Source organism: Pseudomonas sp. CFSAN084952, assembly GCF_009648855.1.
GTDB lineage: Bacteria > Pseudomonadota > Gammaproteobacteria > Pseudomonadales > Pseudomonadaceae > Aquipseudomonas > Aquipseudomonas paracarnis.
Genome location: NZ_CP045767.1, coordinates 699,027 through 718,244 on the forward strand (window position 1 = coordinate 699,027; position 19,218 = coordinate 718,244).

The window sequence follows — 19,218 nt, forward strand, 5'->3', positions numbered from 1 at the left end:
TGAGCAGGCCTTATCGATCATTGAATCGGCCAGACCTGGTGATCGCCGATCACATAGATTCGGCGGTCTGGGGCCTGCTCCACGGCATAGCCCCCTGTAAACGCGCCAAAGGCTGGCAGCAGGCTTACCCGCCCGCCGACCTGGAAGCACGGCAGGCGTAGCCGTTGGCGCCCTTTACCGCGCAGGTGGTACACAGGATGCACATGCCCCGCCAGTACATGATGGCTGGCATGGGCGTCGGGCTCATGTTGCAAGGCGAAAGGGCCCATCAGCAGAGGCTCCGCGACCACGTCGATGCGCAAGTCCAGTGGTGGGTCGCCGGCACGTTTGTCGTGATTGCCGCGAATCAAGATCAAGGCCAGTGTGCGATTGCGCTCACGCCAGGCCCGGATTGCGTTCAGGGTGCCGCTGGCGTGAGAGCCGGGGCCGTGCAGGAAATCGCCGAGAAAGATCAACTGTTCGCAGGGTAGGGCCGATAACAGCCTGTCCAGGCCTTCCAGGTTGGCCGTAGTAGTGCCCTGTGGCACCGGCTGCCCCAGGCTGCGATAGGCCGACGCCTTGCCAAAATGCGCGTCGGCGATCAGCAAACATTTACGCGCGGGCCAGTACACAGCTTTCTGCGGCAATAGCCATAGCTCTTCACCTTCCAGTGTCAGTGGGTAATGCATCAGCCTTGCCCTTTGTCGGCGACTTTTTCCAGGTCCTTGACCATCCGCGCGATGCGCTCCGAGAGTTTTTCCGAGCTCATGCTTTCGCGCATCCGTTCTACCAGCAGCGGAAAGGCCAGGGGCGTGGGCCGCTGGATCCTGTGCAGGTCCAGCTTCAGCGTCGACAGATGATTCAGCGTCTGTTCCAGCCGGCGAATATCCAGCTCGTCCCGCAGAACTTCTTCTCCTGCCTGGGCCAGCAGCAGATTTTGTGGGTCATATTGCTTGAACACTTCAAAGAACAAACCACTGGAAGCCTGCACTTGTCGCGTGCTTTTTGGCGCGCCGGGATACCCGGCAAATACCAGCCCGGCGATTCGCGCAATCTCGCGAAAGCGGCGCAGGGCCAGTTCGCCGGCATTGAGGCTGGCGACCACATCCGCCAGCAGGCCTTGGGGGCTCAGCAACCTTGTATTCAACAACTGGGGCCACTGCACCTCGGTGGCGCTCAAGAGCTCCAGGCCATAATCATTCACCGCAATCGAAAAGGTCAGCGGCTGCTGCTGGCTGACCCGCCATGCCAGCAAACTGGCTAGGCCCAGGTGTACCTGGCGGCCAGCGAATGGGTACAGAAACAGGTGCCAGCCCTCTCGCGACCGCAGGGTTTCAGCCAGCAAATGCTCGCGGGTCGGCAGCCCGGACCAGCGCAGTTGGGTATGCAGCAACGGTTGCACCGCCTTCATCTCTGGGCCGTCGAAGTGCCCATGCGCGGCGGCATCAAAACGCTCGACCACCGCCTGGGCCAGTTCGTTGGAAAGGGGCATGCGCCCGCCATTCCAGCGTGGCACGGCGGCTTTTTTCGCGTTGCTGCGGCGTACGTAAGCGGTCATGTTTTCCACGCGCACCAATTCCAGCAACCGCCCCGCGAACAAAAACCCATCCCCCGGCTTGAGCCTTGCAATAAAGCCTTCCTCGACACTGCCCAGGTTCTTGCCGCCGCCGCCTTTGCTCCAGAACTTGAGCTGGATGCTGGCGTCACTGACGATGGTGCCCACGCTCATGCGGTGGCGGCGTGCCAGGCGGGCATCCGGAACGCGCCAGATGCCGTGCTCATCGGGCTCCACCCGGCGGTAATCCGGATAAGCGGTGAGTGACAGGCCACCATGGCGCACAAACCCCAGGGCCCAGGCCCAGTCCGCTTCGGTGAGGTCGCGATAGGCCCAGGCGCCGCGCACTTCGTCCAACAGTGCCGCCGGAGTAAACCCGCCACCCAAGGCCATGCTGACCAAGTGTTGGACCAGCACATCCAGCGGCTTGTACGGTGATTCCCGCGCTTCGATGCGCCGTTGGGCGATCGCATCCTGGGCGGCTGCGGCTTCCACCAGCTCCAGGCTGTGGGTGGGCACCAGCGTTACCCGTGAGGGCCGCCCTGGCGCGTGGCCGGAGCGCCCGGCGCGTTGCATCAGCCGCGCTACGCCCTTGGCGGAGCCGATTTGCAGCACCCGTTCCACCGGCAGGAAGTCAACGCCCAGGTCGAGGCTGGAAGTGCACACCACTGCCTTGAGCTGTCCATCTTTCAACGCTCGCTCCACCCAGTCCCGGGTCTCTCGCGATAACGAACCGTGGTGCAGGGCAATCAAGCCGGCCCAGTCCGGACGAGCGCCCAGAATCGCCTGGTACCAGATCTCGGATTGCGCGCGGGTGTTGGTAAATACCAGGCAACTGCTGCTGGCCTCTACCTCGGCGACCACTTGCGGCAACATCTTCAAGCCGATATGCCCGGCCCAGGGAAAGCGCTCGGTGACGGGCGGCAGCAAGGTGTCGACCTTCAGTGCCTTGGCCGTTTGCCCCTGTACATTGATGCCGCCGCCCTGTGGGACCAGTACTTCCAAGGCGTGGGCCTGATTACCCAGCGTCGCGGAAATACCCCACACCATCAACTCAGGATGCCAGCGCCGCAAGCGTGCCAGTGCCAGTTGCAACTGCACGCCACGCTTATTGCCGATCAGTTCGTGCCATTCATCCACGATGACCATGCGCAGGTGCGCCAGGCTGGTTTCACTGTCGGCACGGGCCAGCATCAGGGTCAGGCTTTCCGGGGTGGTGACCAGGGCGGTGGGCTGGCGGCGGGTCTGGCGTGCGCGTTCGCTGCTGCTGGTATCGCCGGTGCGCAGGCCCACGCTCCAGGGAATGTGCAGGGCCTCCAGCGGTGCTTGCAGGGCGCGTGCGGAGTCGGCGGCCAGGGCGCGCATCGGCGTGATCCACAGGACGGTCAGCGGCTGGGCAGGCGGTTTGCGCTTGCTTGTAGCGGGCGGGCGGGTAATGGCGAAACGGTTGAGTGCGGCAAACCACAAGGCATAGGTTTTACCCGCCCCCGTGCTGGCATGCAGTAACCCCGACTGGCCGGCCTTGACCGCGGCCCATACCTCTTTCTGAAAGGCGAATGGCTTCCAGCCTTGGGTGGCAAACCATTGCTTGGCGAAGTCGTGGGTTTTTGCCATGCGGCAGCGGACGCTCTGGAGGGGTTAGTTCAAAGACCCCTGAGGCAGCGCCGACGTTCAACTGCCTAATGCCATTCAGTCAAGCAGAAGCGCTGCCCTGTGGCGAGGGAGCTTGCTCCCGCTGGACTGCGTAGCAGTCTCCGTCTTTTTGAACAAAGAGCGGGGCCGCTTCGCGCCCTAGCGGGAGCAAGCTCCCTCGCCACAGCAAGCTCGCGCCTACTTCAAATTGCCACTCAGAAACTGCTGCAGGCGTTCGCTTTTCGGATTGCCCAGCACATCCTCCGGCAAGCCCTGCTCCTCCACCAGACCCTGGTGCAGGAACAGCACCTGGCTTGAAACCTTGCGCGCAAAGCTCATCTCGTGGGTCACCATGATCATGGTGCGGCCTTCCTCGGCCAGGCCCTGGATCACCTTTAACACTTCGCCCACCAACTCCGGGTCCAGCGCCGACGTGGGTTCATCGAACAGCATCACCTCCGGCTCCATGGCCAGGGCGCGGGCGATGGCGACACGCTGCTGCTGGCCGCCGGAGAGGAATGCCGGGTATTGATCAGCCACCCGCGCCGGCAGCCCGACTTTGTCCAGGTAGCGGCGGGCACGGTCTTCGGCGTCCTTCTTGCTGCAACCCAGCACGCGGCGGGGGGCCATGGTGATGTTTTCCAGCACGCTCATGTGGCTCCACAAGTTGAAGTGCTGGAACACCATCGCCAGCCGTGTGCGCAAGCGTTGCAGCTCGGCGTCGTCAGCCACCCTCATGCCCTGGCGATCGCTAACCATGCGGATCGCTTGGCCGTCCAGGGTCATGGCGCCATCGTTGGGGGTTTCCAAAAAGTTGATACAGCGCAGGAAGGTACTCTTGCCTGAGCCACTGGCGCCGATCAGGCTGATCACATCACCGGTCTTGGCCTTGAGCGACACACCTTTGAGCACTTGATTGTCGCCATAGCTTTTGTGCAGGCCTTCAACGGTCAGTTTGTACATGGGGCATGCATCCTCAAGGCGAAAGTAGATAACCGCTGCGGTAGGCCTGTGTGCCGGCGACATGGCAGATCACCATGCCGGCCGTGGCCATGCGGCGTAGCGAACGGGCGTAAAGCAGCCCGGCGTGCTGGCAGTGCACAGGCGTTACGCGGTCTGTAATGGGGTCGATGATGTCGGCGACCCATTGCCCGGCCTCCAGGTATTGGCCTGGCAGGGCGTTGAATACCAGCAAGCCACCCACCGCCGTGGTCACCGGCTCCACCGCCGCCAACGGCGTAGCCGGGTAGGCCAGGGCAGGCAAGGGGGCTGCATTGCCGCGAATGGCGCCGAAGTGGATCAAATAATCAATGATGGCCTGGCAGTCCAGCGCGGCGAGGCCGTGGTTGACATCGCCCTGGCCACGCAGCTCGACGGTCACCGACAAGCTGCCCATGGGGATCGGGTAGCGTTCGCCGAAGCGTTGCTGCAACTGCCACCACACCAGGGTGAGACACTCATCAAAAGACTGCCCGCCGGAATCGGTGGCCAACAGGTTGGCCTGCGAACCCAGGTAGCGCGCCAACGGTTCTACCTGTGGCCAGGCTTCGGGCGTGGTGTACAGGTGGGCCACGGCTTCGAAGTCGCAATGCAGGTCCAGCACCACGTCGGCATCACAGGCCAGGCGTTGCAGCACCAGGCGTTGGGAGTGCAACTGGGTCTGGGCGGTGTGCGCGGCCAGGGCGTGGGACAGTGCGCTGCGGATCAATTGGGCATTGCGCTGGGGATCATCGCCCAGCAGGTCTTCGACCTGGTTACCGACGTCTTCGCTGAGATCGACGAACAGGCGATTGAAGTTCTGCCCGCTTTCCAGTTCGTAGCGGCCCAAGGGGATATCCATCAATACCTGTTCCAGGCCCACCGGGTTGGCGACGGGCACCAGCACGATTTCGCTACGCAAGCGCCCGGCCGTTTCAAGTTCTGCCAGGCGCGCCTTCAGATGCCAGGCCACCAGCATGCCCGGCAATTCATCGGCATGCAGGGAGGACTGGATGTACACCTTGCCTTCGGGCTGCTGCGGGCCGAAGTGAAAACTGTGGATCTGCCGCGCCGTGCCGGGCACCGGCGCGATCAAGTCATGTAGCTGATGGTGCATGCAAACTCCTTAGTGGCTCGGCCCGAGAAAGGCCAGCCAACGGCGTTCCGCCAGGCGGAACAGGCCGACCAGGGCAAAGGTCACCGTCAGATAGATCAGTGCGGCAATGCCAAATGACTGGAAGGTCATGAAGGTGGCGGAGTTGGCATCCCGGGCCACTTTGAGGATATCCGGGATCGTCGCGGTAAAGGCCACGGTGGTCGAGTGCAGCATCAGGATCACCTCGTTGCTGTAGTAGGGCAACGAGCGTCGCAACGCAGAAGGCATGATCACGTAGGCGTACAGCTTCCAGCCGCTTAGGCCATAAGCCTTGGCCGCCTCGACTTCGCCGTGGGCCATGCTGCGGATCGCCCCGGCGAAAATCTCCGTGGTGTAGGCGCAAGTGTTGAGGGCGAAGGCGAGGAGGGTGCAGTTCATCGCATCGCGAAAGAACGCATCCAGCACCGGTTGTGCTCGTACAGCGGCAAGGCTGTAGATGCCGGTGTAGCAGATCAGCAGTTGGATATAGAGCGGCGTGCCACGAAACAGGTAGGTGTAGAACTGCACGGGCCAACGCACCAGGCGCTTGCGCGAAACGCGGGCGATGGACAGCGGGATCGACACCAGAAAGCCGATGACCAGTGAGGCGCTGAGCAGCCACAAGGTCATGGCCAGACCGGTGATGTGCTGGCCGTCGCTATAAAGAAAGGGGCGCCAGTATTCCTGCAATAGCTCGATCATCGCACGGCCTCCCGGGCGCCTGCGGAGTAGCGACGTTCAAGTCGGCGCAAGACAAAGTTGGACGCGCTGGTGATCAACAGGTAGATCAGCGCCGCCAGCACCAGGAAATAAAACAATTGATAGGTGCTCTTGCCAGCGTCCTGGGCGGCTTTTACCAAGTCTGCCAGGCCGATGATCGACACCAGTGCGGTGGCCTTGAGCATCACCATCCAGTTATTGCCGATGCCCGGCAGCGCAAAGCGCATCATCTGCGGGAAGGTCACATAGCGAAACCGCTGTCCGCGCTTGAGCCCGTAAGCGGTGGCGGCTTCGAGTTGGCCACGGGGCACGGCGAGGATCGCACCGCGAAAGGTTTCGGTGAAATACGCACCGTAGATAAAGCCCAGGGTGATCACCCCGGCGCTGAACGGGTCGATCTCGATGTATTCCCATTCCATAAAGTCGGTAAAGCCACTGAGCCAGGTTTGCAGGCTGTAGAAAATCAACAGCATCAGCACCAGGTCCGGTACCCCGCGAATCAGGGTGGTGTAGAGCTGGGCGGGGATACGCACAATGGCCAGGCTGGACAATTTGGCGCTGGCGCCGAGCAGGCCCAGCACTACGCTGACGGCCAGGGACAGCACCGACAACTTGATGGTCATCCAGGTGCCTTGCAGCAACAGCGGGCCGAAACCCTTCAGGCTGAATGCGCTCAGCCCGAGGGTTTGCAACAGATCTTCGAACATAAATCAGGACCTATGGCGATAAAAAAGCGCCCCACCCGAAGCAGGGCGCCCCAGGCATTATTTGCCGCTGTACAGGTTCAGATCGCCAAAGTGTTTCTTCTGGATAGTGGCGTAGGTGCCATCATCGTGTAACGCTTTGATACCTTTATCCAAAAGCGCCTTGAGTTCAGTGTTACCTTTTTTGATACCGATGGCGGTTTTTGACGGCAGCAGCGGGTCGTCGATAGCGGCGCTCACTTCATAGCCAGCACCGGCGGGCGACTTGAGAAAGCCCAGTTCGGCTTGCAGCATGTCCTGCACGGAAGCGTCGAGGCGCCCGGAGGTCAGGTCGGCGTACACCTGGTCCTGGTTGGCGTAAGCCTTGGTGGTCACCCCGGCTTTATCCAGTACGGCCTTGGCGTAGGCTTCCTGGATGGTGCCTTGCTCGTAGCCTACGGATTTGCCTTTGAGGGATTCTGGCGTCGAATACCCAGCGCCTTTCTTGAACACCAGCGAAGTCGGGCCGGAGAACAGCTCGGAAGAGAAGTCGATGGCCTTCTCGCGCACTGGAGTCACGGTCATCGACGAAATCACGCCATCGAACTTATTGGCTTTCAGGCCCGGGATCATGCCGTCGAAGTCACTTTCGACCCACTTGCACTTGACCTTCAGCTCCGCGCAGATCGCATTGCCCAGGTCGATATCGAAGCCCACCAGGCTACCGTCGGCGGCCTTGGATTCGAACGGTGCGTAGGAAGGGTCGACACCAAAACGCAATTCCTTGTATTCCTTGGCTGTAGCAACACCAGCAGCCATGCACAGAGCCAGTGCAGAAAGGGTCAGCAATGCTTTTTTCATTAGGTAATCCCTGGAAACCAAGATAAGCGCTTGTGGCGCGATTAGGACTGTTACTGAACGGTGTCAGACCCACCACAAGTAGCAATTTCTGCACCATAGTTCCGGATGGGCTTTTTAAACGGTGGGGTAAGGCAGTTCCAAGTGTAGGCGGTGCCCAAAAATGGGCATGGAATTTCCAGTGCACCATTCTGGAGCTGTCACTTATCAAGAAGGTGGGAGCTGGCTTGCCTGCGATAGCGGTGGGTCAGTTGTTACATGGGTGCTGACTCACCGCTATCGCAGGCAAGCCAGCTCCCACAAGGGGCTACATCAGGCTAGCAAGTCTTGTAGCGTGGCCAGGTTGTCCGCTTCCTCCACCGCCTTGTCCTGGCGCCAGCGCAGCATCCGCGGAAACCGCACCGCAATTCCGCTCTTGTGCCGCTTGGACAGAGCAATCCCTTCAAAACCCAGCTCAAACACCATGCTCGGCGTCACGCTGCTGACCGGGCCGAACTTCTCCACTGTGGTTTTGCGCACAATGGCGTCGACCTTGCGCATTTCCTCGTCGGTCAGCCCGGAATACGCCTTGGCGAACGGCACCAGAGTGCGCTCGCTGCCTGGCGGGCCGTCCCATACCGCGAAGGTGTAGTCGCTGTAGAGGCTGGCGCGCCGGCCATGGCCGCGCTGGGCGTAGATCAACACGGCGTCGACGCTGAAGGGGTCGACCTTCCACTTCCACCACAGGCCCATGTCCTTGGTGCGGCCCACGCCGTAGAGGCCGTTGCGATCCTTGAGCATCATGCCTTCCACGCCCAGGCTGCGAGAGGCTTCGCGCTGCTCGGCCAAGGCTGCCCAGGTCTTGCCTTCCAGCAAGGGCGAGGGCAATAACACCGGTTGGTTGCACGCAGCGATGACCTGTTCCAATTGGGTACGGCGTTCGGCTTGGGTGTGGTTGCGCCAGTCGTCGCCCTGATACTCCAGCAGGTCGTACGCGAGCACCGCCACTGGCGCATCCTCAAGGACTTTTTTACTCAAGGTTTTACGGCCAATGCGCTGTTGCAGCAGCGCGAAGGGTTGCACCGAGTCTTTCCACACCACGATTTCGCCATCAATCACCGTACCATCGGGCAGGCCACTGACCAGGCTGTGGAGTTCAGGGAAACGTTCAGTCAGCAACTCTTCCCCGCGAGACCAGACCCACAGGCGGCCCTCGCGCTTGACCAGTTGTGCGCGAATGCCATCAAACTTCCATTCCACCTGCCAATCGGCGGGTGAACCGAGCAGGGTGTCGAATTGCTCCACCGGTTGCGCCAGCCCGTGAGCCAGAAAAAACGGATAGGGTTGCCCGCCACGTTGCGCGTGCTCGTCGGATGATTCGGCGGCAATCAGCTTGAGGTAGCCTTCGGCTGTGGGACGGTTCGACAAATCGGTGTAGCCCACCAACCGCTGCGCCACGCGCTTGCTGTCGAGGTCGGCCATGGCAGCGAGGGCGCGGGTCACCAGCAGTTTGGATACGCCCACCCGAAAGCTGCCGGTGATCAACTTGATGCACACCATCAGGCTCGGTTGGTCCAGTTGCGCCCACAGCGCCGGCAGCCTGTCTGCAAGGTCCAAGGGTGGCAGACCGCGCAGGGGCAGCAGTTTTTCTTCCAGCCACACGGCCAGGCCGTCTTCGGATGTGTAGGTGGATTCTGGCAGGAGCAGTGAGATCGTCTCGGCCAGGTCACCTACGGACTGGTAGCTCTCTTCGAACAGCCAGGGTTCGATGCCGGCCGCTTCGGTGGCCATGTCCCGTAGCAGGCGCGTCGGCACCAGTTGCCGTGGCCTCCCGCCGCTGAGAAAGTACACCGCCCAGGCCGCATCGGCTGGCGGCGCCTGCAGGAAGTAGGCTTGCAGAGCCGCAAGCTTGGCATTGCTGGAAGTGGTGGCGTCGAGGTTGGCGTACAGCTCGGCGAAGGCTTTCATGCAGTAGCCTCTTCTTCGTCATCGCCGTATTCGGTGCTGAAGCCTTGGGCATCCAAGCCCTTTTCCCGCAGGTGACGCACCAACACACCGACCGAACCATGGGTGACCATTACCCGTTGTGCGCCGGTTTGTTCGATGGCCCACAACAAGCCGGGCCAATCGGCGTGGTCCGAGAGCACGAAGCCACGGTCCACACCGCGTCGCCGTCTGGTACCACGCAAGCGCATCCAGCCGCTGGCGAAGGCGTCGCTGTAGTCGCCAAAGCGGCGCATCCAGGTACTGCCTCCGGCGGAGGGCGGGGCGATGATCAAGGCTTGGCGCAGCAGTGGGTCGGTCTTTTTGAAGTCGCCGGCATACAGGGTCTCGGGGATGTAGATGCCCGCTTCGCGGTACACCCGGTTCAACGGCTCGACCGCGCCGTGGCTGAGGATCGGGCCGATGCTGGCGTCCAGCCCATGGAGAATGCGTTGGGCCTTGCCGAAGGAATAACAGAACAACACGCTGGCTTTGCCGCTGGCGATATTGGCCTTCCACCAGTCATTGATCCCGGCAAAAATCTGCGCCTGAGGCTGCCAGCGGTAAATCGGCAGCCCGAATGTGGATTCGGTGATAAAGGTGTGGCAACGCACCGGTTCGAAGGGTGCGCAGGTGCCATCGGGCTCGACCTTATAGTCGCCGGACGCCACCCAGACCTCGCCCTGGTATTCCAGGCGCACCTGGGCCGAGCCCAGAACATGCCCGGCTGGATGAAAACTCAAGGTCACGCCGTGATGCACCAACCGTTCGCCATAGGCCAGGGTTTGCAGGTTGATGTCCTGGCCCAGGCGCCAGCGCAGGATACCTTCGCCGGGGGCGGCGGCCAGGTAGTGTTGATTGCCGGTGCGGGCGTGATCGCCGTGGGCGTGGGTGATGACTGCACGTTCTACTGGGCGCCAGGGGTCGATGTAAAAATCACCGGCAGGGCAGTAGAGGCCTTCGGGGCGGGCGATGACAAGGTCCATGGGGGTGCCGGGGCGGTGGGCTTGTTAGTTATGAGGCGGGGCTGGGTGCAGAAGTTCTATCTGAATGCAGGTTGCAAAGGTGGGCTTGCCTTCGATGTTGGCCTAGAAGCCGACACCTATCTACCTGACACCTGACGATCCAACTGTGGGAGCTGGCTTGCCTGCGATGACGGCCTGACAGCCGAAGCTGTTATCCGTGTACATATCCATTTCTGCGGTAACGGCCACTTACGGTTCCGCTTTTACAGCGGGTCACTTTTGGAAAAGAGCTCCAAAAGTAACCAAAAGGGCTCTTGCCCCACCACTCGGCACCTCGCTTGGGCTCGGTGTGCCCGTAATCCGCCAGTGATTTGGGGGGCCGCCGCCACGCGCCATCCATGGCGCGGGGCGGCTAAACCGGCATCCCTGCCGGTTTACCCCCAAAATCCCTGTCGAATTCCGGCCAGCGTGGTTTGACGGGGCGCTTAAGATCAAAATCAAAAGCAGATCAAGAGCGACTCGCTTCGCATCGTGGTTACCGTCGGCTGCTATCGCAGCAAGCCACACAGCGTTATCCGGTTTCGTCAAGGAAGCCCGGTTACTTACCGGGCGTCAGGGTCAACCTTGTCTTGCCATACACCTTTTCAAAGTTCTGCGGCTGCATCGGAAAGCTCAGGTATTGCGCCTTCAACGACGGGTCGATGCCGCTGACATAGTTCGGGCTGGCCGGGTTGCCGGATTGGCCGATGCCGCCCTGGCCCATCATTGGTTCCGCCTGGCCGAAGTCGATGATCATGCGCAGCGCCGACACCTGGGTCGCGTTGAAGTCCTGGCCCCAGCTATAGGGCGCCGGGTTCAAGGTGTTGTGGTCGCCACCGCTGGCAAAGGGGCCGCGGAGGACCTGGCCGCTGGTGTTTTTCCATGTGGTGCTGTGCAGCTTGCCCCACTGCCAGGCCTTGTGATCGGCGCCCAGTTGGCTGTCGCCAGTAGTGATGGCGGCGGCCAGGGTGCGGGCCAGGATCGCGGGTTTGTCTTCTTTTTGCGGTGTACGCGTGTCATCCCAGAACGGGCTGTCTTCACGGCCCAGCAGATGGTCGGCGATGGCCGAGTAGGACAGGCTGGCGTTGCTGACGAAGGCTTTCCAACTGGCGCTGTTTTCCGGGCCGAGTTTGTCGAGGAAGATCTGCCGGGCGCTTTCCTGCAGGAACAATTCATAGATCGCCGCGTCAGCCGAGGTGGTCGCCAGCCGCCCATCGAAGGCCATCAGACGCTCCAGTGCTTCGCGGGCCTTGGCACGCTCCGCTGCCGGCAGGGCCTCGATGGCCTGCTTGAGGGGCTGGGCCATGCCGGGTGCCTGGAACATGCCCTTGAGCTTGGCGGCGAAGAGGGTGGTCTGGTCGTATTGCATGGCAATCAGGCTGCGGCTGTCATGCTTGCCGGCGTTGGCCAGTTGCGCCAGGCGCTCGTTGCGCTCCGGTGCATCCCAGGCGTTGGACAGTTGCATACCGTAGCCACGCGGCGCGGTGCGCTGGTTGGCGGTGCCGATCCAGCCTTGGGCCGGGTCCTGGTCGTACGGGTGCAGCATCGCGTCGGCGTAGCCGTCCCAGTCAAAGCGCGTGTCCCAGCCCGGCGATGGCAGCAGGCCTTCGCCTTCGCGGCGGTTGGGGAAGCGGCCGGTAACCTGCCAGCCGATGTTGCTGGCGTCGGCGAAGATCATGTTCAGGGCGATGGCGCGAATCTCGCGGGTAGCATCCGAGGCCTTGCCGGCGTTTTGTGCGCGGGACAGGTCGAAGAACGCATCCAGGCTCTTGTCGTCCTTGAAGTCGGCGGTTTGCAAAGCCAGGCCTAGACCGCTGGTGAGCGCCTGGCTGCTGTTGAGCAGGGCGCCGTGGCGGGTTTCGTACACCACTTCGCGAATCGAGCGCTGGCCCTTGATGAAGAAGGTTTCGTTGCGCACGCCGGCCGGCAGCCATTTGCCGTTGTTCTCGTAGTAAAGCGCGTTGCCCTGGCGTTTGACCTTCTCGAGGAACAGGTCCTGGGTGTCGCCCTTGACCGCGCTCATGCTCCACGCGACCTTGCCGTTGAAACCCGACAGCAGGGTCGGCAGGCCGGCAATCGAAGCACCGACAGCCTGGTATTTGGGCGCACGAATCTGCACGTAGTTCCACGGCGACGGTGCTTGTGGCTGCGCGGCGATGTCGTTGGCCAGCAGGCTCTTGCCGCTGCGGCTGCGTTGCGGGCCAATGGCCCAGTTGCTTGAGGTGGTGACGCCCAGGGCATTAAGGCTGCGCAATTGCTGGCCCACCGTCTCTAGCCCGGCGAGGCCGGTGATCTGGCTCAGGTTGACGCCTTTGAGTTTGTCGGCTTCGGCCAGCGGGACGGGTTCGTCCGGTGCGCTTGGGGTGAGCCAGGCGAGTTTGTCGACGCCGACCTTTTGCGCCAGCACCAGGGCCGAAAGCTCCTCCTGCAAGTTGCTCGACTGGCTGAAATTGAGCAGGCAGAACAGCAGCGCCGAATCTTCCGGCTTCCAGTACTCGGGCTTGTAGCCGCTCTGGGCCAGGTCCGTCGGCAACTTGTCGCGATAACGGAACAGGTAGGCGTTGACGCCTCGGGCATACACTTCAAAGAAGCGTTTGAGGCGCGGCGACGAGGCGTTGTACAACTCGCCAGCGCTTTTCTTGAGGTTGACCGCCCGCATGAAGCGGTCGACATCCAGCACTTGCGGGCCCGACATTTCCGCCAGACGGCCCTGGGCCAGCAGGCGCAGGGTGACCATCTGGGTGATGCGGTCGCTGGCGTGCACGTAACCGAGGCTGAACAGTGCGTCGTGGAAGGTGTTGCTTTCGATCAGCGGCATGCCTTGGGCATTGCGGCGCACCGACACATTCTTTGCCAGGCCCTTGATTGGCTGCACGCCAGCAACGGGCGGCAGGGTGTCCTGGGTGTTCTGGAGCTGGCAACCGGCCAGGCCCAAGGCACTGACCACTGCCGCGGCAACGCCGAACCGGGGAAGAAAATGTAAGAGGGCTGGCGAGGCCATGGCAAAGCTCCTGCGGGGGGTAGCGTCAGTAAAGGCGCTACGTTAGTGAGCGCGGCGAAACGACGCAAGCGGGAGTTTTGGGTTTAGCATTAGAACTTGAGTCAGGCGCAGACCTGTGTGGGAGCGGGCTTGCTCGCAAAAACAGTGTATCAGTCAGTGTCTGTATCAACTGACGGAACGCGTCCGCGAGCAAGCCCGCTGCCACATTTGATCGCCTGCAACCTTGGATCAAGGCTGGGGCGGGGGGCCGCCGGCATTTTGATCTTCAGTACGGTTTAAGCGCCGTGGCACTTCTTGAATTTTTTCTCGCTGCCGCACGGGCAAGGATCGTTGCGACCGACGTCCTTCAACGCATTGCGCACCGGCTCTTGATGAGCGTGGCCGCAGTTCGGGCCGTGGACATGGCCGTGGTCGTGATCATGGTGGTCGTGATCGTGGTTGCAGTCAGGACCATGGACATGAGGTTGCTGTGTCATCGATGTTGCTCCGGAATAAAATCGCCGGGGATTATCTCGCCATTGTGTGCCACCTGCACGTCATTACCGATGAATAATCCGGTTTTCAGTTCGCCTTCCAGGCGATAAGGCACGGGCTCGTCGGGATTTTTCAACATCTGCACCACCTCGCGCACCTGCGGCCAGAGGTTGGTGCGCACCGAGACCTTGAAGAATTTATGACTGCGTGGCGGTACGGTCAGCCACTCGTTGGACTCGCCTTCGGTCAATACCAGGTTGCCCAGGCTGACCTTGTAGACCAGGCCGCGCACGGTCAGGTCGGCGTCGTCGCGGTTGTCCACGCGAAAGTACAGCTTGAATTTCTGTTCCAGCAGCTTGGCCCGTACCACTTCGACCTTGACCAGGGAAACGTGGGGTGGCGGCGCGTCGTCTTCGAACCAGGACGCGCAGCCGGTCAGGCCCAGGGTCAACGCCAGTATCAAGCTATACATCCGAAGCATGGCGTTATCCCCGTCGAGTCATTAGAAGTAGCTGGAACAGCACTTCTTGAATTTCTGCCCACTGCCACACAAACAGGCATCGTTACGTCCGGCCTTCACTTCTACCGTAGGGTCGATGAAGTACCAGCGCCCTTCATTCTGTACGAAAGAAGACTGCTCGCGGTGACTATGTTCACCGGTAGCGTCATGCCAGCGCGCGGTAAAGGTGACAAAGGCGTGTTCCGGCTGGCCGCCGAACACCTCGGAGCTTTCAACCTCCAGCCCCAGCCAGGTGCTCTGGGCACTCCAGGCGGCAATGGCGTCGCGGTCCAGGCCGGCCTGTTGCGCAGGCAGCGTAGTGGCGACCAGGTAATCGACCAGGCCCAGCACATAGGCGCTGTAGCGCGAACGCATCAACGCGCTGGCACAGGGGGCCGGGTGACCGGCGTGATAATGGCCGCAGCAGGCATCCAGCAGATTGCCGCTGCCACACGGGCAAATGGATGTACTCATCGGGTTACCACCAATACTTTCCGAAGTTTTCCGGGTTGGCCCAGAAGCGGGCGTTGAGCCAGTCCGGCACCTGTTTATAGTCAAGCAGATCATAGGTAAACAGCGTGAGTACCTGATCATCGCGTTGGAAGCGTTCACCGGCTTGCAGGGCCAGGGAGAAAAAGTCGGTGTCCTTCCAGTCGCAGGCACTCAGGTCGACCAGCACCGCAATGCGGCTGGCGTTGAGGTTACGAATGCCACCGAGCAAGGTCAGGCCTTGGGGTTTGGGCAGGTGCTCCAGGCAGTCGACCACCAGCGCGAGGTCAAAACGCTGCACCGCGAGGTCTTCCGACAACGGCCCTGGCGCGGCATACAACACCTCGGTGTCCGGGTGCGCAGCTTTGAAGGCATCCAGCGCCGGAAATTGGCTGGCGCCCACTAACAACAGGCGTTTTGGCCTGTGAAGGTCCAGCAGGGCCGCCAAGGCGTGTTGGGGCGTACGGGCAGAAATTCCAGCGGTCATTGCAGATCCTCGCATCAAGACCGTAGAGACTAGCGCGGCTAGGCGCGTGGGCCTAGAGCGCGACGGTCGATACCCACCGAGGCAGAACTGAAGTTTTTTGATCCTTCACTGGCAAATCGCCGGTAGAAGTCGTTACTGTGCGCTCAAAGAAAAATTTGAAAACACTCAGGAGCCCCATGATGCGTAAGGTTTTTCTGCTGGCCCTGTTGGTCAGCCCCGTTGCCCTGGCCCAGAGCGTCAGTGTCGAAACCAATTCCTTGATGCGCCTGCCCAGCAGCACCAGCGTGTTGCAGCTTGAACGCCTGGACGTAGCGGACTACGGCACCTTGCTGATTCCGGCCACTATCAGCCAGGTCACGGTGGATGAGCTGCACTTGGGGCGCGACGCACGCATCACCATTGTGCCCGGCAATACCGCCTTGCAAATGCAAGTGCGCGAGGCGCAGTTGGAGCACGGTAGCCAGATCACCTCACGGGGCGCCCCCGGCACCCACGAAAAACCCGCCAAAGCTGGGCGTGACCTGACCTTGCGCATTAACTCGCTGACTGCCCAAGCGCTGTCGGTGGATGCCCGTGGCGGCGCTGGCGCCCAAGGATATGCGGGCCTGGACGGTGCCAACGGCGTGGACCCGGGTTGCACCTGGGGCTCAGCCGGGCGCGGCTTTAATGGCGATAACGGCGGCGATGGCCGGCCAGGGGCGGCGGGCGCCCAGGTACGCCTGGAGTTGCCGCAGGCGTTCCCGGCTGAACAGATCAAGGTCTGGGTCGATGGCGGGCCGGGCGGCCTGGCTGGGGTGGCGGGTAAACCCGGCAAGGGCGGGCAATCCAAGGGCTGCCTGGTGTACCGCGCGGACGGCGGCGAAAAGGGCCGGCCAGGGTTGGAAGGGCAACCGGGGCCGGCTGGGCCTGCGGGGTCTGTGACTATCCAGCGGCTCTGAGTCGCCTGGCCTGACGCTATTGCGGGCAAGCCCGGCTCCCACATTTGGAATGCATTCCAGTGTGGGAGCCGGGCTTGCCCGCGATAGCGGTGTAAGGCTCGCCTCAGAACATCGGCCGAGCCGAAGCCACCGCCACCACCACCAACCCCACGATCAAATTAATCCCCACCAACCTGCGAATCTGCCCCAGCGCAGCCGCGCCCGCCGGCCAATCCTCAGCCGCCACCGCGGCCTTCAGCTCCGGGAACTTCAACGCCTGGATGCGGATAAACAACGCCGTCATCACCAGATACAACCCCATCATCACCTGTACATAACGCGGCGCGGTCTCAAAACCACTGAAACGCAGTTGCAGCAAACCAATGCCGCTGATCGGCAAAAGCACCACCGCCACCCATACCCATACAAAAAAACGTTGAAACACATTTGCCCATAGCTTGAGCCGGGCAGGGCCCTCAAGCGCCGCCATGGCGGCGGGGCGCAGGATCATCCAGGCGAAAAACATGCCGCCGACCCAGATCAATGCGGCCAGTACATGCAGGGTATAAGCGAGGCTAAACGCGGTCATTGTGGTACTCCGTTCTGCGCGGGATTAATTAGCGGGGTATGATAGCGGCCGATCCGAACCACTGAAAATTTATCCAGCGTTTTTTGCGCCCGACTATCCATGATCAGCACTGAACTCAAAACCACGATCCAGGGCGCCTATTCGCGTTTTCTCGAAGCCAAGAGCTTGAAACCGCGCTACGGCCAACGCCTGATGATCGCCGAAGTGGCAAAAGTCCTCGGGGATATCGACACCGACGACGAAGGCCGCCGCGAGGGTGAGCCTGCGGTAGTGGCCGTCGAGGCCGGTACCGGTACCGGCAAGACCGTGGCCTACAGCCTGGCTGCGATCCCTACGGCCAAGGCTGCTGGCAAGCGCCTGGTGATCGCCACCGCTACCGTCGCGCTGCAAGAGCAGATCGTCTACAAAGACTTGCCCGACCTGATGCGCAACAGCGGCTTGAGCTTTACCTTCGCCCTGGCCAAGGGCCGTGGCCGCTACATGTGCCTGTCCAAGCTCGACGTATTGCTGCAGGAAGGCCACGCCCAAACCGCCACCGCCTCCTTGTTCGAAGAAGAAGGCTTCAAGATCGAGGTGGATGAGGCCAGCCAGAAGCTGTTTACCAGCATGATCGAGAAGCTGGCCGGCAACAAATGGGACGGCGACCGCGACAGCTGGCCCACTGCCCTAGAAGACTCCGACTGGGCGCGCCTGACCACCGACCATAGCCAATGCACCAACCGCCATTGCCCCAACTTCGGCCAGTGCGCGTTCTACAAGGCGCGCGAAGGCATGGGCAAAGTGGACGTCATCGTCACCAACCACGACATGGTATTGGCTGACCTCGCCCTGGGCGGCGGTGCGGTACTGCCCGACCCCCGCGACACCCTCTATGTGTTCGACGAAGGCCACCACCTGCCAGACAAGGCCATTGGCCATTTCGCCCACTACACCCGTTTGCGTTCCACGGCCGACTGGCTGGAAACCACTGCCAAGAATCTCACCAAGTTGCTGGCCCAGCACCCGTTACCCGGCGACCTGGGCAAGTTGATCGAGCAAGTGCCGGAGCTGGCGCGCGAGATCAAGACCCAGCAGCAATTCATGTTCAGCGCCTGCGAGCAGGTGGCGGACTTCAAGCCCGGTGAAGACGTCGAAGGCCGAGAGCGCCCGCGCCACCGTTTTGTCGGCGGGATGATTCCCGAGCACATGCGCGAAATGGGCATCGAGCTGAAGAAAGGCTTTTCACGCCTGACCGACCTGTTCACCCGCCTGACGGATTTGCTCAAGGAAGGCATGGATGGCGAGGTCAATATCGGCATCGCCAGCAACCAGGCCGAAGAGTGGTATCCCTTGTTCGGCAGTTTGCTGTCTCGTTCCCAAGGCAATTGGGAGCTGTGGACCGCCTTTACCGTCGAAGACCCGGAAGACAACCCGCCCATGGCCCGCTGGCTGACGTTGTCGGAAAGCGGTGCGTTGTTCGATATCGAGGTCAACGCCAGCCCGATCCTCGCCGCTGAAATGCTGCGCCGCAACCTGTGGAACGTCGCCTACGGCTGCCTGGTAACCTCGGCCACGCTGACGGCCCTGGGCACCTTTGACCGCTTCCGCATGCGCGCCGGCCTGCCGAAAAAAGCCGTCACCGCCGTGGTGCCCAGCCCGTTTCATCACGCTGACGCCGGCGTGCTGCGGGTGCCAGACCTCAAGGCCGACCCACGGGACGCGGCGGCGCACACGGCGGCGATCATTCGCGATTTGCCGTCTCTGGTGGAAGGCTCCCGCGGCACCCTGGTGCTGTTCTCGTCGCGCAAACAGATGCAGGACGTGTTCGACGGCCTCGACCGCGACTGGCGCAAGCAGGTGTTTATCCAGGGCAACCTGTCCAAGCAGGAAACCCTGAACAAGCACAAGGCGCGGGTCGACGGTGGGGATTCCAGCGTGTTGTTTGGCCTGGCCAGCTTTGCCGAAGGCGTGGACTTGCCCGGTGCCTACTGCGAACACGTGGTGATAGCCAAGATCCCATTCTCGGTGCCGGATGACCCGGTCGAGGCCGCACTGGCCGAATGGATCGAAGCCCGGGGCGGCAACCCGTTCATGGAAATTTCGGTGCCGGATGCTTCACTGAAGCTGGTGCAGGCCTGCGGGCGTCTGCTGCGTACCGAAGAAGACCGCGGCACCATCACCTTGCTCGACCGTCGCCTGGTTACCCAGCGCTATGGCAAGGCGATCCTCAATGCCTTGCCGCCGTTCAGGCGCGAAATTTCTTAAGCCACCGTGGGC

At 61.8% G+C, this 19,218-nt stretch carries 17 protein-coding genes; 2 read left to right on the forward strand and 15 right to left on the reverse strand.

From position 1 onward, the window contains the following. Nucleotides 1-17: 17 nt before the first annotated feature. From pdeM to GH769_RS03275, 14 genes are all read right to left on the reverse strand, one after another. Complete coding sequence (gene pdeM, locus GH769_RS03210) at nt 18-668, reverse strand: ligase-associated DNA damage response endonuclease PdeM (protein ID WP_020300973.1); 651 nt, start codon at nt 666-668, stop codon at nt 18-20. Beyond that, nucleotides 668-3,148 (reverse strand): ligase-associated DNA damage response DEXH box helicase, encoded by a 2,481-nt coding sequence (locus GH769_RS03215; protein WP_032903245.1) that lies wholly within the window; start codon nt 3,146-3,148, stop codon nt 668-670. The genes pdeM and GH769_RS03215 overlap by 1 nt, the downstream gene beginning before the upstream one ends. A 216-nt stretch (nt 3,149-3,364) precedes the next feature. After that, the gene (locus tag GH769_RS03220) at nt 3,365-4,129 is read right to left on the reverse strand and encodes an ABC transporter ATP-binding protein (protein ID WP_014717251.1); all 765 of its coding nucleotides are present in this window, start codon (nt 4,127-4,129) and stop codon (nt 3,365-3,367) included. 13 nt (nt 4,130-4,142) lie between these two features. Further along, nucleotides 4,143-5,261, reverse strand: coding sequence for a succinylglutamate desuccinylase/aspartoacylase family protein (locus GH769_RS03225; protein WP_032903244.1), 1,119 nt, complete (start codon nt 5,259-5,261; stop codon nt 4,143-4,145). Nucleotides 5,262-5,270: 9 nt separating this feature from the next. Further along, complete coding sequence (locus GH769_RS03230; protein ID WP_003189226.1) at nt 5,271-5,981, reverse strand: ABC transporter permease; 711 nt, start codon at nt 5,979-5,981, stop codon at nt 5,271-5,273. Continuing rightward, on the reverse strand, nt 5,978-6,706 hold the full coding sequence (locus tag GH769_RS03235) for an ABC transporter permease (RefSeq protein ID WP_014717254.1): 729 nt from the start codon (nt 6,704-6,706) through the stop codon (nt 5,978-5,980). Before GH769_RS03235 ends, GH769_RS03230 begins: the two co-directional genes overlap by 4 nt. 57 nt (nt 6,707-6,763) lie before the next feature. Further along, nucleotides 6,764-7,543, reverse strand: a complete 780-nt coding sequence (locus GH769_RS03240) for a transporter substrate-binding domain-containing protein (RefSeq protein ID WP_014717255.1) — start codon at nt 7,541-7,543, stop codon at nt 6,764-6,766. Between the two features lie 309 nt (nt 7,544-7,852). Continuing rightward, complete coding sequence (locus GH769_RS03245; protein ID WP_032903242.1) at nt 7,853-9,487, reverse strand: ATP-dependent DNA ligase; 1,635 nt, start codon at nt 9,485-9,487, stop codon at nt 7,853-7,855. Then, a complete protein-coding gene (locus GH769_RS03250) occupies nt 9,484-10,488 on the reverse strand; it encodes a ligase-associated DNA damage response exonuclease (RefSeq protein ID WP_014717257.1) in 1,005 nt (334 codons plus the stop codon). Before GH769_RS03250 ends, GH769_RS03245 begins: the two co-directional genes overlap by 4 nt. 577 nt (nt 10,489-11,065) lie before the next feature. After that, a complete protein-coding gene (locus tag GH769_RS03255) occupies nt 11,066-13,507 on the reverse strand; it encodes a penicillin acylase family protein (RefSeq protein WP_032903240.1) in 2,442 nt (813 codons plus the stop codon). A gap of 275 nt (nt 13,508-13,782) precedes the next feature. Continuing rightward, nucleotides 13,783-13,983, reverse strand: coding sequence for an SEC-C metal-binding domain-containing protein (locus tag GH769_RS03260; RefSeq protein ID WP_003189235.1), 201 nt, complete (start codon nt 13,981-13,983; stop codon nt 13,783-13,785). Continuing rightward, complete coding sequence (locus GH769_RS03265) at nt 13,980-14,462, reverse strand: LEA type 2 family protein (RefSeq protein ID WP_032873061.1); 483 nt, start codon at nt 14,460-14,462, stop codon at nt 13,980-13,982. Before GH769_RS03265 ends, GH769_RS03260 begins: the two co-directional genes overlap by 4 nt. A gap of 21 nt (nt 14,463-14,483) precedes the next feature. Next, entirely contained in the window at nt 14,484-14,954 is a 471-nt protein-coding gene (locus GH769_RS03270) for a YchJ family protein (protein WP_003189238.1), read from the reverse strand. A 4-nt stretch (nt 14,955-14,958) separates the two neighbouring features. Further along, complete coding sequence (locus GH769_RS03275; RefSeq protein ID WP_032903239.1) at nt 14,959-15,456, reverse strand: DUF6231 family protein; 498 nt, start codon at nt 15,454-15,456, stop codon at nt 14,959-14,961. 179 nt (nt 15,457-15,635) lie between these two features. On the opposite strand from GH769_RS03275, the gene GH769_RS03280 reads away from it, so the two are divergent. Continuing rightward, the gene (locus tag GH769_RS03280; protein ID WP_019817848.1) at nt 15,636-16,394 is read left to right on the forward strand and encodes a collagen-like protein; all 759 of its coding nucleotides are present in this window, start codon (nt 15,636-15,638) and stop codon (nt 16,392-16,394) included. A 103-nt stretch (nt 16,395-16,497) separates the two neighbouring features. Here the strand turns inward: GH769_RS03280 and GH769_RS03285 are convergent, their stop codons facing one another. Then, entirely contained in the window at nt 16,498-16,962 is a 465-nt protein-coding gene (locus GH769_RS03285) for a CopD family protein (protein ID WP_019817847.1), read from the reverse strand. 99 nt (nt 16,963-17,061) lie between these two features. Here GH769_RS03285 and dinG point away from each other — a divergent pair, with 99 nt between their 5' ends. Then, a complete protein-coding gene (dinG, locus tag GH769_RS03290) occupies nt 17,062-19,206 on the forward strand; it encodes an ATP-dependent DNA helicase DinG (RefSeq protein ID WP_014717263.1) in 2,145 nt (714 codons plus the stop codon). The last annotated feature ends 12 nt before the right edge of the window (nt 19,207-19,218 follow it).